This is a genomic window from Mycobacterium sp. WUMAC-067 (assembly GCF_020217485.1).
Classification (GTDB): Bacteria; Actinomycetota; Actinomycetes; order Mycobacteriales; family Mycobacteriaceae; genus Mycobacterium.
Genome location: NZ_JAEKMI010000013.1, coordinates 1 through 14,738 on the forward strand (window position 1 = coordinate 1; position 14,738 = coordinate 14,738).

Sequence of the window (14,738 nt, forward strand, 5' to 3'; positions counted from 1 at the left end):
GTCCCGGGCACGCTCCCCGGCCCACCAACACATGCGCCAACCGATTCGATACCTCATCCAACTCCCGATAAGTCACCGACAGACCCTCGCCCACCAACGCCACAGCATCCGGCGCGCGCGTCACGTGGACGGCGAACAACTCGGGAATCGACACCGGCGCGATCGCCGACTCGGTCAGCACCGCCCGGTTACCGATCTCACCCAACCGGACACACTCACCCTCACCGAGCACATCCAGCGACGACAACCGCCCGGCGGGATCGGCCGCCATCGCCACCAACACCCGCTCCAACCGGCCGGTCAAATCGCGGACGTCACAATGAGAAAGCCATTGCCCGGCGCCCCCGAACCCACTCGTCTTCGCGCCCGGCTGCAGGCCGAGAAACAGCCGATCATGGTCGCTGAAAAAGTCCAGCCCACATTGATCGACGAGATTCGTATGGGTCAGGGTGCCCGAAATCGTAGCACCGGCAATATTCGCCAGATTTGTGGTCGGAATGAAATTGAGAATTACGCGATTCGAGCCCTGGGCGGAGCCGCGGGGCCGCTTGTAGTCAATAAGGTGGACCGGGAACCGCTGATGGTCCAGCGCTTCTCGCAGTCGCGTGTCGACATGTTCACAAAAACTGGCAACCGTGGACCCCGGCGAGGCTTTCAGCGCCAGTGGGACGAACCCGGTAATCATTCCGGGCACCGTCTGTGTCTCCGGACGCACCCGCCTGCTTACCGGAAAATCGAACACCACGTCCGAACTCTCGACGCCGCACCCGCCCACCAGCAGCGCGCATGCCGCAGCGATCACCGACGAGCGACGCACCCCCAACGCCTGCGACAACTCTCGGATCCCGGCGACGGCAACAGGATCCAATTCCACCGGTGCAGATGGTTCATAGGGATCACGTCCGTCCGCGGCGGACGCCAACTGATAGCTCGGTTCGCTTTCGGCCGGCAGGTTCTTGGTCCAGTAGGCCTGATCATCGAGATAATCGGTGGACGCTTCGTATTCTGCTTCGCACGCAATGAGATCACTTAGCGACCCAAAAAAAGCGGGGGGAATCGGCGCGCCCGAAGCCATGGCATTGTAGACATCTCCGATCCGATGGCAGACAAGAGCGAGGCCGATTCCGTCGGCCACTATATGGTGGCAGCATACGTAGAGATAAAATTCATCTGGCCGCGTCTGCATCAACGCAAATTTGAACAGGGGCCCACTGAACGGCATTACCGCGCCCTGAATCGAGGATGCCAGCCGATAGGCTTCCTGGACAGGATCCTGCGAGCCCATGAGCTCATAGCGAGCAAGCTCAACATCTGGGTAATCAACCGTCGTTTGAAAAACCTGGGCATCCACCTGGAAAAAGGCGGCTCTAAGCGGTTCGGCCTCGCGCACCACTTGACGGATCGTGTGCTCGAGCAACCAAGGGTCTATGGTGCCCGCGATTCGCAGAAGGTAGCCCAGCTGCCACCTCGCACCGCGGCGATCCGTTTCCTGCGCAAGCCATATATCCAGTTGCCCGCGCGTCAGCGGGAATGGCCCACCATCAGGTTCCGTCAGTTGTTCGCGCCCAAGCGGCAGCGCCCGGTCATCGATCGTCATCGGATTGCCTTTGCGGTTTACGTGCCGGAAGCCTGGCGCTGTGCCGCCAGCCTGCTGCGTAGAGTCTTCGGCCGGATATCGGGCCAGTTCTGTTCGATGTACTCGAGGCACGCGGCGCGATCCGCTTCGCCGTAAACCATCTCCCAGCCGGCTGGTACCTCGGCGAATGCCGGCCATAGGCTGTGCTGTTCTTCGTCGTTGATCAAGACGAAAAAGCTGCCAGTGTCGTCGTCGAACGGATTGATACTCACCGGTCCTCCAAATTTCGTTGTGGCATGAGCCGAACAGTTCGGTGCACTAACTGTTTCCGACCGGGCGCTCAGGGGCTTGCCACGGAACCGGTCTCGACGGAGTGCATGATCCAGAGCGTCGTGGGTTTCAATCCTGTTGTCAGGCTTATCAAGTCGGTAGCGTAGTCGGAGCCCGCACATCGAGTGGTAGGCGCAAGCCGACAGAGTGGTGGCTGTGTCGTATACAGAAAATTACGCAACCGAAAATTGGCGCATTCGCACGGATTACATTCTGTGACAGCGATTTTCGTGACGCCGTCGGCTTTGGCTCCGACTAGGCAACCCTGGTACCTCCCGAGACGACGGTGCGGGTTCGTGCCGAACACTCGCGCGGCGCGCTGACCTCGTCTTATGTCCCGGTCTGTGCCAGATGGGCATCGGGACGAGCTGGTGACACGCGCGCATGACACAGCCACACCTCGCTATTCGCCTGCGCAGGAGGAGTTTTCGTTGTTCAATTGGTCGCGGCTACCGGGTGGTGGACGAACCACGGTGGTGAGGCTGCCTGCTGGCAGCCTCACCGACAACCTGTTGCTTCACGACGCATCTCGGCTGATCAGACGGATGAGTTCGTCGCGGTGGTTGACGCCGAGTTTGGTGAACAGACGGTAGAGGTGCCCCTCCACCGTGCGCACCGAAATGACCAGCCGGTCGGCGATCTGACGGTTAGACAGTCCGGCAGCGACCAGCAGCACGATCTGACGTTCACGGCCACTGAACGGAAGGGGGCGCGCCGCGGCCTCGAGCGCCGGAGTACGCACTCCGCACTGGCCGGCCAAAACGTGCGCCCAGCTCGACGATTCGACCTCCTTGCGCCGCTCCCCTCGGCGGGCGTGCTCGGTGGCCGCTTGGGCCGACGCATCGGCGGCAAAAGCCAATGCGCCGAGATCGGCGAATTTGTGTGCGGCGACATCCAGCACATCGCCGTCGTGGTCCGCCAGACCGCGGGCATGGTCGGCGACCGCCTGAGCCGATGGCGAGTTCAACATTCGGGCGAGCTCCTCCACTCGCTTGGCCTGCGAACCGTCCCCGAAGCGCACGGCGGCATGGCGCGCCCGCATCTCCGCCACGTACATCTTGGCCGCCCCCGCGACTTCCGCCGCCTGCATCGCATGCGCACGGGCGGCCGCCGTGTCACCGGCAGCTGCCCGCTCCCAGGCCCGGGCCAGCTCGAGTTCGGGCAAGAAGACTGCAACGTGGGGTCCATACGTTTCCTCCGCGCGCCGCAACGCCGCGGCGGCCGCCGCGCCGTCGCCCCGCGCCCCCTCGGCCTGCGTCAGCAGGGCAGCCACCACGAGCAACCACGGCGACGGAAAGCCCTGGGACAGCAGGGAAATAGACCGGGCAAGTGTGGTGCACGCCGACGGCAGCTCGCCGCGGGTTACCTGCAGGAGCCCGAGCATCGCGTCAACCATGGCCTCCGCCGCGGGAAGACCGGTTGCCAGCGCGGCGTAACGCCTCTGGATTCGGTCGGCCGCCGGATAGTCACCGGCGGCGGTCGCCACCATGACCTCAGCCAATCCGATGGCGAACCGCTGTGCACCCGCCCGGCAGAGTGCCGTCGCGCGGACGCCGGCGGCGGCAATGCGGCTGACTTCGGAAAAGCGCCCGGCCGCCAGCAGGGCGCCGCATGTCGCGACGGCCGCCCACACGGTCGCGATCGGCGCTACGTCGGCCTCGCACAGACGGGGCCCGAGCTCGAGCGTCGTCTCGACGTCGCCGCGGAAGAACCCGATCGACATCTCCAGCGCGGTGATCAGCTGGAGGGCGCCCTCGGTCACGAGACGCGGTTTCACCTCGGCTAGTACGCGTGTCGCGATTTCGGCGTCACCGCAACCCCACGCCAAGTTGGCGGCGCGCAGACAGCCCCATCGCGCGATCAGCCAGTCGTCGGCGTCACTGAGGTCGACGCCCAGAAGGATTGACTCGGCCTCCTCCCCGCGCCCCTGCCAACTCACCGCCTCGGCAAGCACCAGAGCGGCCGGCAGACCACCACCGCGATCGACCGCGAACTTGGCCAGTTCCTCACCCAGCACCACATTCGACATCGCCAGGGCACTGGCCGCCGCGTTGATTGCCACGTCGAGGTCGGGCTCCAGGTCGCTTCGCATCATGAACTGGGCCAACCGGATTCGGCCGCGCGGATCGGAGAAATGTGAGCGCCGCCCGCTTGCCCGTAGGTGCCTTCGAAGAGTTTTCGCCAAGATTCCATTGAGTTGCCGCGAACGCACTATCCCTGCATGGCGGGTCGCCGCTTCACCGAGCATGGGGTGATTGAGTTGCGCCAGGGTGTGGGATCCGTCGACGACCAACTGGATCAGGCCACGACGCTCGAGGTGTGCCATCGCGTCGGCATCGCAGACGTCACGCAGGATCTCGCACTCCAGCACCTCGGCGGTGGCCAAGATCTCCACCACCTCCAACTCCTCTGGAGTCAGCGATTGCAACCGGAACTCCAAAGCGTCGTGAAGTTCGCGATCCGCGCGCAGCGGACCCTGAAGTTGCCAGCCCTGCTCGGTTTGAACCAAGGTCCCACTTTCGCGGGCCGCGGTCAGAAAGCCCCGCAGTAGCAACGGATTTCCCGCGCTGCACTCGTACAACTCGTCAACCAATCGCGGATTGACCGGACCCCCCAGGACTGTGCCCGCCAACAGCTCGGTCTGCTCGTGGGTGAACGGGTCGACGTGAACGGTCAACAACAGGCGCTCCTTCAACAACACGGTCAGCGCGTCCAGCACCGGCTCACCGGACCGGATCGTCACGATCAACCGCGTACTGCTTCCGGCCGCAAGCTGATTGACCAAGGTGGCCGACAACGGATCCAGCAACTGGGCCTCGTCGACTACCACCACCAGGTTCTTGTCCTGACTCAGGGTCTGATGCGCGGCGGCCAGCATGATCGCCGGCTCGTGGCCCACCCCTAGGCTCACCGCGCGAGAAAAGGCGCCCAGGGGCACGGCCGAACCCGTTTGGGTGCCCAGCGCAAATCGCACCGTTCGCCCCGCCGATTCCACCGCCTTCGCGAGCATGCGCGCCAGTGTCGACTTACCCATACCGCTGTCGCCGACCAGCGCCACCCCGTGGAACTCGCCGTTGTTCAGCGCCGCCAGCGATCGCCGCAACTCCACATCGCGCCCCACAATGGGCCATGTCGACCCATTGACCCTCTGTGTCAAATGATCTGTCTCCCCACTCCCACCAAGCCGCCGACACGGCGACCAGAATGTTGCTGGGTCGCGTACCGGCGGCCGCGAGCCAGTGACGCGCCGGACGAGACGCCCTGAGCGCGCTGCCGCTACATGAACCCCGAATTCGCGGCCGCCAGATAAAGCCTTAAGGGGTCACACGCGATCGAGGTCGTGCCCGAGCGGCCCGATGCGTGTCGGCCCTCGACGATCAGCGACTCCCCCGGCGGGATCGTCTCTGCAGGTCCGGGAGGGTCGGCCTCGTCGTTGACGATCGCGACCGTGCGCTTGCGACTGCGAATCATGTGCGGGAGCGTATGGCCGCTCAAGCAGGCATCGTCGGAATCCGCTCGCAAGTCGAGTGGTGTGCCCGCGGAGTTAGAGTGGCGGCCCCGTGAACTCCATAGGTCGCCGATGAAAGCTCAGCCGGTCCGAGGGTGATCGTGGCTTTCGTAACCCAGCGACTCGTCGATGCGACGTGATAACTCGCTCGGGACGGGAGGCTCCCTGCGGGTCAGGCAGATGAGCTGCTCGCGAGTGTTGATCCCGAGTTTGGCGAAAAGCCGATAGAGGTGTCCCTCCACCGTGCGCACCGAGATGACCAACTGGTCCGCGATCTGCCGGTTGGACAAACCGGCCGCGACCAGCATGACGATCTGGCGCTCACGTCCACTGAAGGGCAGTGGGCGCGCCGCGCTCTCGACCGCCGGTGTGCGCGAGCCGCAATGGCTGGCTAACGCGTGTGCCCGGGTCGACGACTCAAATTGCTTGCTGCGATCGCCTCGGCGGGTGTGCTCGCTGGCCGCCTGCGCCCACGCGTCCGCGGCAAAGGCCAATCCGCCCAGATCGGCGAACTGTCCTGCGACGGCATCGAGCACAGCGCCGTCGTGTCGCGCCAGACCGCGGGCATGCACGGCGACCGCCTCGGCCAGCGCGGTGCGGAGAATACGAGCAAGTTGCTCCAGACGCGTGGCCTGCGAACGATCGCCGAAGCGCACGGCGGCATGGCGTGCCCGCATCTCGACCGCATGCATCCCGGCCGCGCGCGCGATCTGTGCCGCGTGCGTCGCGTGTCCTTGGGCGGCCGTCGTGTCACCGGAGGCTGCCCGCTCCCAGGCCCGGGCGAGCTCGAGTTCGGGCAAGAACACCGCGACATGCGGTCCGTAGGTTTTCTCCGCTCGCCGCAACGCTGCCGCGGCCGCCGCGCCGTCCCCCCGCGCCCCTTCGGCCTGGGCGTGCAGGGCGGCCACCACAATCAACCACGGCGACGGAAAGCCCTGGGCGAACACCGCAATCGCGCTCGTGAACGCAGCGCACGCCGACGCCAGCTCACCGCGGGCAATCTGCACGCATCCCAGCATCACGTCCACCATGGCCTCCGCGGCAGGAAGACCCGCGGCCATTGCGGCATAACGCTGGTAGATCCGCTCGGCCGCCGCATAGTCACCGGCAGCCGTCGCGGCCATGACCTCGGTGAGGCCGATGTTGAATCGATGCGGGCCCAATCCGCACAGCTCGGCTGCACGCACCCCGAGGTCTGCGATGCGGCGAACCTCGGAAAACCGCCCGGCCGCTGCCAAAGCACCGCATGTCGGGAAAACCGCCCACACGGACGCTATCGGCAGTTCATCGGACTCGCACAGGCTCGGCCCCAACTCAAGCGTCGTCTCAACGTCGCCGCGGAAGTAGCCCATGGCCAGTTCGAGCGCGTCGATCAGCCGGACGCCCGCCTCGGCTGCCACACGCTTTTTCACATCATCGAGTGCTTCGGTGGCCGCCTCGACGTCTCCGCAGCCCCAGTACAAGTTGGCAGCGCGCAGGCAGCCCCACTGCGCGATCAGCCATTCGTCGCCGCCGTCGGGTTCGGCGTCGACCAGCACGGCATCGGCCTCCTCGCCGCGCCCCTGCCAACTCACCGCCTCGGCAAGCACCAAGGCGGCCGGCAGGCCACCGCCACGATCGACCGCGAACCTCGCCAACTCCTCGCCCAGGACCAGATTCGACATCGCCAATGCGTCCACCGCCGCGCTGATGACCGCATCGAGGTCAGGCCGCAAGTCGCTTCGCATCATGAACTGGGCCAGCCGAATTCGGCCCTGCGGGCCGGGCAACCTCACCAGCCGGCCCCCTGCCCGCTGATGTTTTTGAATAGCTCGCGCCAATTTGCCGTTGAGTTGCCGGGCGCGCACCATCCCGGCGTGCTGGGTCGCCGCTTCGCCAAGCATCGGGTTATTCAGCTGCGCCAAAGTGTGTGATCCGTCGGCGACCAACTGGATCAGACCACGGCGCTCGAGATTTGCCACCGCTTCGGCATCGCAGATGTCACGCAGGATCTCCCACCCCAGCAGCTCACTGGTGGCCAAGATCTCTACCACCTCCAGCTCCTCCGGGGTCAGCGATTGCAGCTGGAACTCCAGAACGTCTCGAAGTTCGCGATCTGCGCGCAACGGACCCTGAAGTTGCCATCCCTCCGCCGTGCGAACCAAGGTCCCGCTTTCGCGCCCCGCGGTCAGAAAGCCGCGCAGTAGCAACGGGTTTCCTGCGCTGCGGTCGAACAACTCGTCAACCAATCGCGAGGCGACCGGACTGCCCAGCACCGCGCCGGCCAGCACCTCGGTCTGCTCGCGGGTGAACGGGTCGACGTGAACTGTCAACAGCAGGCGCTCTTTCAACAACGCAGTGACCGCATCCAGCACCGGCTCGCCCGACCGGATCGTCACGATCAACCTCGCGCTATGGCCGGCCGCGAGCTGGTTGATCAGGGTCGCCGACAGCGGGTCGAGCAGCTGCGCGTCGTCGACCACCACCACCAGGTTCTTGTCTTGGCCCAGGGTGTTGTGCACAGCGGCCAGCATGACGGCCGGTTCGTTCACCGCTCCAAGGCTCACCACGCGCGAGAACGCGCCCAGCGGCACAGCGCAGCCCGTTTGAGTGCCCAACGCGTAGCGCACCGTGCGGCCCGCCGACTCGACCGTCTTGGCCAGCATGCGCGCCAGCGTCGACTTGCCCACGCCGCTATCGCCGACCAGCGCCACGCCCTGATATTCCCCGTTACTGAGCGCCGCCAGGGACCGCCGGAGCTCCTTGTCGCGCGCCACTATCGGCCACGCCGAATCGGTTTCCCCCCGCATCGGAAACCCCTAGCTTTGTTGAGGGGGCGTCGGCGCCATGACATTTCGCAACGCCTGACACCTACCCCGGGAATTGCGTCGTGGATCGCAGACGAGCCGACGACCGGCCCGAGCTGTAGCAGCCACACGACGCGGTTGTGGCCGATCGGGATCGCCACCCCGCGGTCGACGCAGCCGTCTGCCCACCAACAGCCACGCCGCCACGCTTCTGGTACGCACCGGACCTCACTCCTTCTATGGCCCAGCAATTACTCGAAAATATACCTGACATTCCAGCTCCCAGCAAAAGCTTTTGACCCCACGTAATTCGACGTAGGTGTAAATTAATGTGCTGGTTATACAGCTGTTTTATAGAACCTCGGCCGCGGTCCGGGCAGGCCGCTCAGCAAACAATACTTTCATGGTATGGGTTAGCCGGGAAGGCCGACGGAAACGACGGTGGGCACTGCTGCTCGCGCCAGTCCCCACCGTCGCTGCGGTTACAGGGCGACGCCCAGGAGCGCGTCGATCGCGGTCGCCACCAAGCGTGGCGCCTCGGTGTCGTGGCCACCGTATTCCAGCGCATCGGTAGTCCAACCATCAAGCGCGGCAAGCGCTTTGGGGGTATCGAGGTCGTCGGCCAAATATTGGCGCACCCGCGCGATCACGTCGCCGGCGTCCGGGCCGGCCGGAAGCGCGGTCGCGGCGCGCCAGCGCTGCAGGCGGGCGATGGCCGCGTCGAGCACCTGCTCGCTCCAATAGCGATCGCCGCGATAGTGCCCGGCCAGCAGCCCCAGCCGGATCGCCGCGGGTTCGACGCCTCGTGCGCGCAGTTGCGACACCAGCACCAGGTTGCCGCGGCTCTTGGACATCTTGTGCCCGTCCCAGCCGATCATGCCGGCGTGCACGTAGTGACGCGCGAATCGCCTTTCGCCGCGGACACATTCGGCGTGCGCGGCGGTGAATTCGTGATGCGGGAAGATCAGGTCACTGCCCCCGCCCTGGATGTCCAGACCGCTGCCGATGCGGCTGAGGGCGATCGCCGCGCACTCGACATGCCAGCCGGGCCGGCCGTCGCCGAACGGTGAGGGCCAGCTGGGCTCGCCGGGCCGCGCGGCCCGCCACAGCAGGGCGTCGAGCTGATCCGTCTTGCCGGGCCGCTGCGGGTCGCCGCCGCGCTCGGAGAACAGGCGCAGCATGGTTTCCCGGTCATAGCCCGACTCGTAGCCGAACTGGGGCGTGGCGTCGGCGCGGTAGTAGATGTCCGGGTATTCGCCCTCGACCACGTACGCCGCCCCGGACGCCAGCATCTTCTCGACCAGTTCGACGACCTCGGCGATCGCCTCGGTGGCCCCGACGTAGTCGCGGGGCGCCAGCATGCGCAGCGCCGCCATGTCCTCACGGAACAGCGACACCTCCCGCGCGGCCAGGTCCCGCCAGTCGATGCCGTCGCGCTCGGCGCGCTCCAGCAGCGGATCGTCGACGTCGGTGACGTTTTGCACGTAGTGGACGTCGTGGCCGAGGTCCAGCCATTGCCGGTTGATCAGATCGAACGCCAGATACGTTGCGGCGTGGCCCAGATGGGTCGCGTCGTACGGGGTGATGCCGCAGACATACATCGTGGCGGTCGAACCGGCCGCCACGGGACGCACCTGCCGGTCGGACGTGTCGTACAGCCGAAGCTCCGGGCCGCGTCCCGCCAACGCGGGAACCTGTGGGGAAGACCACGACTGCATGGCAATCAGCCTAAGCGCGCCGACGTTGAGCCCCCGAACTGCCCGGTCACTCCGGCCCCCGAAGCTATATCCCCTCCGGGCGTTTTGTGGTTTGCTAAATCCGGTATCGAGCAAATTCGCTCAACGTCGACGAGCGAGGTGGTTGCGATGTCGACTCATACAACTGACCGCACCGGCACCGCGGCCGCGGCCACACACCAAGAAATCGTGGTCACCTGCCCGGCGACGCGACAGGTCGTCGGTCACGTCCCGGTGGCCGCACCCGGCGAGGTCGAGGCCCTGGCCGCCCGGTTGCGGACGGCCCAGCCGATGTGGCAGCAAATGGGGGTCCGGGGCCGGGCACGGTGGCTGGGCAAGTGGCGGGACTGGATGCTCGATCACCGCGATGACCTGCTGACACCGCTGCAACTCGAAACGGGCAAGTCCTGGGGCGACACCGGCGTGGAGATCTCCGCGGTGCAGATCATCAACTATTGGATCGACAACGCCGCCGAATTTCTCGCCGATCAGGCGGTGCGCCCCTACGGTGCCGCCAACGCGGGCAAGAAGCTGACCCTGGCCTACGAGCCCTATCAGCTCGTCGGCGTCATCACCCCGTGGAACGGGCCGCTGTCGGTGCCGCTGCTCGACGTTCCGGCCGCGCTGATGGCCGGGTGCGCCGTGCTGTCCAAACCCTCGGAGTTCACCCCGCTCGCCTGGCGGGTCGCGGTCGAGGGCTGGAAGCAGATCGGCGCGCCCAATGTGCTGGACGTCGTGTTCGGTTACGCCGAAACCGGTGCCGCACTGGTCAATTCGGTCGACTACGTGATGTTCACCGGTTCGGTCAACACCGGTCGGCGCATCGCCGTCGCGGCGGCCGAGCGGCTGATCCCCTGCAGCCTGGAACTCGGGGGCAAGGACGCGATGATCGTGTGCGCCGACGCCGACATCGACCGCGCCGTCGACGGCGCGGTGTGGGGCGGATTCGTTTACACCGGACAGGTGTGCATCTCGGTGGAACGGGTCTACGTCGAGGAGCCGGTCTACGACGAGTTCGTAAAGAAGTTGGTAGCCAAGACATCTGCGCTGCGCAGCGGCATGGACGCCGGACACGACTACTCCTGCGAGGTGGGATCGATGACCACCGAGCAGCAGCTCGAGATCGTGTCCCGCCACGTCGACGACGCCGTGAGCAAGGGCGCCAACGTGCTCGTGGGCGGTAAGGCGAGCGACGGTGGCAGCGGCGGCCTGTTCTACGAGCCGACCGTGCTGGTCGACGTGAACCACGACATGGCCTGCATGCGGGAGGAGACCTTCGGCCCCACCCTGCCGGTCATGAAGGTCCGCGACGTCGAGGAGGCCATCGCGAGGGCCAACGACTCCAATCTGGGGTTGTCCGGCAGCGTGTGGACGCGCGACAAAGACAAGGCGATGGCCGTTGCGCGGCAGATGAATACCGGCAGCGTCAACATCAACAACGTCGTCACCAGCCTCCTGCAGTTCGGTCTGCCGATGGTCGGATGGAAGGAATCGGGGATCGGCTCGCGCTCCGGCGGCGCCGACGGCATCCGCAAGTACTGCCGCCAGAAGGCCATCGTCGCCGACCGGGTCGCGATGAAGAAGGAACTGCTCTGGTACCCCTACAGCCGCAAGAAGGGCGCCGTCGTGGAAAACGTTGTCCGCATGCTGTCGGCCAAAGATTGGCGACGCCGGCTGGGCCGTCGGGCTCCCTAGCGCCACGCGTCGCGGATGGCGCCCAGCAGGATCGGCGCCAGCTCGGCGCGGCACATGACGAAGTCGGGCAGGTAGGGGTCGAGCTGGTTGTAGCGCATCGGTGATCCGTCGAGCCGCGAGGCGTGCATCCCGGCGGCCATCACCACCCCGGCGGGGGCGGCCGAGTCCCACTCCCACTGGCCGCCGGCGTGCACGTAGGCGTCGACGTCGCCGTCGATGATGGCCATCGCCTTGGCGCCCGCCGAGCCGATCGCGACCGGCTGGATGGGCAACGTCTGCCGCATCCGGTGCAGGACCGCCGGGGGCCGCGTGGCGCTGACGGCGATGCGGATGGTGTCGGTGACGCCGACGCGCGCGGCGCCGGCCGTCACGGTGTCGCTGCGGTAGACGATGTTGCCGCGGGCGGGCAACGACACCGCAGCGTCGGTGATCTCGCGCTGGCCGTCGCTGGGCCGCTGCCACAACGCGATGTGGACCGCCCAGTCGTCGCGGCCCGGCGTGGAGAACTCGCGGGTGCCGTCCAGCGGGTCGATGATCCACACCCGGTCGTGCTGGAGCCGGGACAGGTCGTCGTAGGCCTCCTCGCTGAGCACCGCGTCGCCGGGCCGCTCGACCCGCAGCCGCCGCAGGATCAGTTCGTTCGCCAGGCTGTCACCCGCGTCGCCCAGCGCCCAGGGATAGCCGAACCCGACTTCGTCGCGGACCTTGAGCAACAACTCCCCCGCTTCGGCGGCGAGATCGGCGGCCAGCGCGGCATCGGTCATCTCGTCCGACTGGTCGCCGGGGGCATCGCTCACCGGTTCAGTATCGCCGACACCATGCCGCGGCCTTCACGCGATGGCGGCGACCCGCCGCGCCCGGCCGCGCCGCGCTTGCGATCGCCGCTAAACGCGATGGCGATCACCGCTAGAAAGCCGGCCACGGAATCGGGCGATGCCGATTGGGTCCCGGCATCACCGGATTGTCCAGCAGCGCGTGCGCACGCATCCGCAGCGCGGCGATCTCCGCGGAAGTGATGTGCTCGGCCAGTTCGTCGCCGAACGAGCCGGTGAGGGCCTCGGCCAGCCCGGCGACGGCCTTGCACGTTTGGCCGTCGATCGGCTTGCCGGCCCACCCCCACAGCACGGTGCGCAGCTTGTCCTCCACGTGCAGGCACACGCCGTGGTCGACCCCGAAGATGTGGCCGTCGAGGTCGCGCAGGACGTGGCCGCCCTTGCGGTCGGCGTTGTTGACCAGCACGTCGAACACCGCCATGCGCCACAGGCGAATGTCATCGGCGTGCATCAACACGACCTCGTCGCCGGCGTAGTCGTGGGCGCGCAGCACCGGCAGGTAGCCGGGCTGGGCCTTGCCGGCGGGAAACAGGTCGACCAGATCCGGGCCCGGCCGCGGCTCGGTGTCCACCGTGTCGCCGGGCTGCTGCACCCACTGCTGCAACATGCCCGGGCCCGCCGGCCCGTGGCGAATGATCGTGTAGGGCACGATGTTCCAGCCCAGTTGCGCCGACACCAGGTACGCGCTCCGCTCGCGGCCGGCCAACGTCCCGTCCGGAAAGTCCCACAGCGGCGCCTCGCCGGCGACCGGCTTGTAGACGCAATGCACCGCGCGCTCGTCGAGCGTCGATTCGCACAGGAAGGTGGCGTTGCTGGCCGAGCGGATCCGTCCGATGACCGTCAGCTCGCCGTTGCGCAACACCTCATGGTCGTCATATCTCGGGGTCATCGTCAGACCCGAGCAGCGCATTGCGCCGATAGCCGTTGGCGCGTGCGCAGATATGCCCCTCCGGGTCCAACGGTTCGTCACACAGCGGGCACGGCGGACGCCCCGCCGAGATCACACGGTTGGAGCGGGTGGCGAACTGCCGCGCCGACTCCGGTGTCAAGAACACCCGCACCGCGTCGGGACCCTCCTCGGTGTCGTCGAGCACCACCGACGCGTCGAACTCGGCGTCGGTGACGGCGAGCAGCTCGACCACCACGGTCTGGGCCTCCGAATCCCAGCCCAGGCCCATGGTCCCGACCCGGAACTCGGCGTCCACGGGCGTGACCAGCGGATCGAGGTCCTCGATCTCGGCGGGCTCCGGCGGGACGGGCGTGCCGAACCTGCGGTTCACCTCGAGCAGCAGCGCCCCGATGCGCTCGGAGAGCACCGCCACCTGCTGCTTCTCCAAAATCACCGACACCACTCGGGCGTCGTGCACCGCCTGGATGTAGAACGTGCGGTTTCCGGGCTGGCCAACGGTCCCGGCCACGAAGCGGTCGGGGGTGCGGAAGACGTGAATTGCGCGGGACATGGCACCTCCAAAATACCGGCTGTTGCCGTCGCCGTGCGATCCGATAGTGGTGGCGGCCGAATTAATCCGTCGAACCACCGACCACGGCGTCGCTGGACGGCAGCCCGGCGGCCGGTGGTGCCTGCGGCTCGCCGTTGGACTGCCCGTCCGTTTCCGGCTTCGCCTCTTCCTTCGGCGGCGGCCCGGCCCGCAGCGCGGCGGACAGCCGCGCGCCGGTGTGGTTGACGTGCAACACAAACGGGCGCAGTTCGGTGTAGCGGATCACGCTCACCGACGCCGGGTCGGCGGTGACGCGCTGGAACCCGTCCAGGTGTACGCCGTAGGCGTCGGCGATGACCGCTTTGATGACATCACCGTGAGTGCACGCGACCCACAGCGCGTCGCCACCGTGTGCCGCAGCCAGCCGGCGGTCGTGCTCGCGGACGGCGGCCACCGCGCGCGCCTGCACCTGCGCCAGGCCCTCGCCGCCGGGAAAGACCGCCGCGCTGGGATGGGCCTGAACGACCTTCCACAACGGCTCGCTCACCAGCTCGCCGATCTTGCGGCCGGTCCATTCTCCGTAGTCGACTTCGGCGAGCCGGTCTTCGACGAGCGGCGTGAGACACAGCGCGTCGGCCAGCGGCTCGAGGGTGCGACGGCAGCGCAACAGCGGCGAGGTGATCAATTCCCGAATCGGCAGATCACCGATCCGGTCGATCAGCCCGGCGGCTTGTTCGCGGCCCTTGTCGTCGAGGTCGACGCCCTCCGAACGACCGGCGAGAATGCCCGCGGTGTTCGAACTGGATCGGCCGTGTCGCAACAAAATGACGGTCAT

General features: G+C 66.8%; 11 protein-coding genes. 1 reads left to right on the forward strand and 10 read right to left on the reverse strand.

Features of this window, described 5'->3' with window-relative positions; genetic code table 11:
- From JF781_RS11390 to mshC, 6 genes are all read right to left on the reverse strand, one after another.
- Positions 1–1,597 (reverse strand): condensation domain-containing protein (locus JF781_RS11390; RefSeq protein ID WP_225330362.1); only part of this gene is annotated, 1,597 nt, incomplete at its 3' end.
- Positions 1,598–1,614: 17 nt separating this feature from the next.
- Positions 1,615–1,848: an MbtH family protein gene (locus tag JF781_RS11395; RefSeq protein ID WP_225330361.1), complete on the reverse strand. Its 234-nt coding sequence runs from the start codon at positions 1,846–1,848 to the stop codon at positions 1,615–1,617.
- Between the two features lie 575 nt (positions 1,849–2,423).
- The gene (locus JF781_RS11400; protein WP_374109694.1) at positions 2,424–5,027 is read right to left on the reverse strand and encodes a LuxR C-terminal-related transcriptional regulator; all 2,604 of its coding nucleotides are present in this window, start codon (positions 5,025–5,027) and stop codon (positions 2,424–2,426) included.
- Between the two features lie 155 nt (positions 5,028–5,182).
- A complete protein-coding gene (locus tag JF781_RS11405; RefSeq protein ID WP_225330360.1) occupies positions 5,183–5,377 on the reverse strand; it encodes a hypothetical protein in 195 nt (64 codons plus the stop codon).
- A gap of 117 nt (positions 5,378–5,494) precedes the next feature.
- Positions 5,495–8,203 carry a LuxR family transcriptional regulator gene (locus tag JF781_RS11410; RefSeq protein WP_225330359.1) on the reverse strand — a complete coding sequence of 903 codons (2,709 nt, stop codon included), beginning with the start codon at positions 8,201–8,203 and terminating at the stop codon, positions 5,495–5,497.
- A gap of 479 nt (positions 8,204–8,682) precedes the next feature.
- Positions 8,683–9,918 (reverse strand): cysteine--1-D-myo-inosityl 2-amino-2-deoxy-alpha-D-glucopyranoside ligase, encoded by a 1,236-nt coding sequence (mshC, locus tag JF781_RS11415; RefSeq protein ID WP_225330358.1) that lies wholly within the window; start codon positions 9,916–9,918, stop codon positions 8,683–8,685.
- A 147-nt stretch (positions 9,919–10,065) separates the two neighbouring features.
- Here mshC and JF781_RS11420 point away from each other — a divergent pair, with 147 nt between their 5' ends.
- A complete protein-coding gene (locus JF781_RS11420) occupies positions 10,066–11,631 on the forward strand; it encodes an aldehyde dehydrogenase family protein (RefSeq protein ID WP_225330357.1) in 1,566 nt (521 codons plus the stop codon).
- Here JF781_RS11420 and JF781_RS11425 read toward each other — a convergent pair.
- From JF781_RS11425 to JF781_RS11440, 4 genes are all read right to left on the reverse strand, one after another.
- Positions 11,628–12,395 carry a 3'(2'),5'-bisphosphate nucleotidase CysQ gene (locus JF781_RS11425; protein ID WP_225330364.1) on the reverse strand — a complete coding sequence of 256 codons (768 nt, stop codon included), beginning with the start codon at positions 12,393–12,395 and terminating at the stop codon, positions 11,628–11,630. The two genes, JF781_RS11420 and JF781_RS11425, sit on opposite strands and share 4 nt — an antisense overlap.
- A 142-nt stretch (positions 12,396–12,537) precedes the next feature.
- Positions 12,538–13,353 carry an SCO1664 family protein gene (locus JF781_RS11430; protein WP_255641715.1) on the reverse strand — a complete coding sequence of 272 codons (816 nt, stop codon included), beginning with the start codon at positions 13,351–13,353 and terminating at the stop codon, positions 12,538–12,540.
- Entirely contained in the window at positions 13,337–13,924 is a 588-nt protein-coding gene (locus tag JF781_RS11435; RefSeq protein ID WP_225330356.1) for a DUF3090 domain-containing protein, read from the reverse strand. The genes JF781_RS11430 and JF781_RS11435 overlap by 17 nt, the downstream gene beginning before the upstream one ends.
- Before the next feature lie 61 nt (positions 13,925–13,985).
- Positions 13,986–14,738, reverse strand: coding sequence for a histidine phosphatase family protein (locus tag JF781_RS11440; protein WP_225330355.1), 753 nt, complete (start codon positions 14,736–14,738; stop codon positions 13,986–13,988).

Coding starts and splice junctions, on each gene's coding strand:
- JF781_RS11425 (WP_225330364.1), bottom strand. CDS start 12,395: ATGACCGATGCCGCGCTGGCCGCCGATCTCGCCGCCGAAGCGGGGGAG.
- JF781_RS11405 (WP_225330360.1), bottom strand. CDS start 5,377: ATGATTCGCAGTCGCAAGCGCACGGTCGCGATCGTCAACGACGAGGCC.
- JF781_RS11420 (WP_225330357.1), top strand. CDS start 10,066: ATGTCGACTCATACAACTGACCGCACCGGCACCGCGGCCGCGGCCACA.
- mshC (WP_225330358.1), bottom strand. CDS start 9,918: ATGCAGTCGTGGTCTTCCCCACAGGTTCCCGCGTTGGCGGGACGCGGC.
- JF781_RS11430 (WP_255641715.1), bottom strand. CDS start 13,353: ATGACCCCGAGATATGACGACCATGAGGTGTTGCGCAACGGCGAGCTG.
- JF781_RS11435 (WP_225330356.1), bottom strand. CDS start 13,924: ATGTCCCGCGCAATTCACGTCTTCCGCACCCCCGACCGCTTCGTGGCC.
- JF781_RS11410 (WP_225330359.1), bottom strand. CDS start 8,203: ATGCGGGGGGAAACCGATTCGGCGTGGCCGATAGTGGCGCGCGACAAG.
- JF781_RS11440 (WP_225330355.1), bottom strand. CDS start 14,738: ATGACCGTCATTTTGTTGCGACACGGCCGATCCAGTTCGAACACCGCG.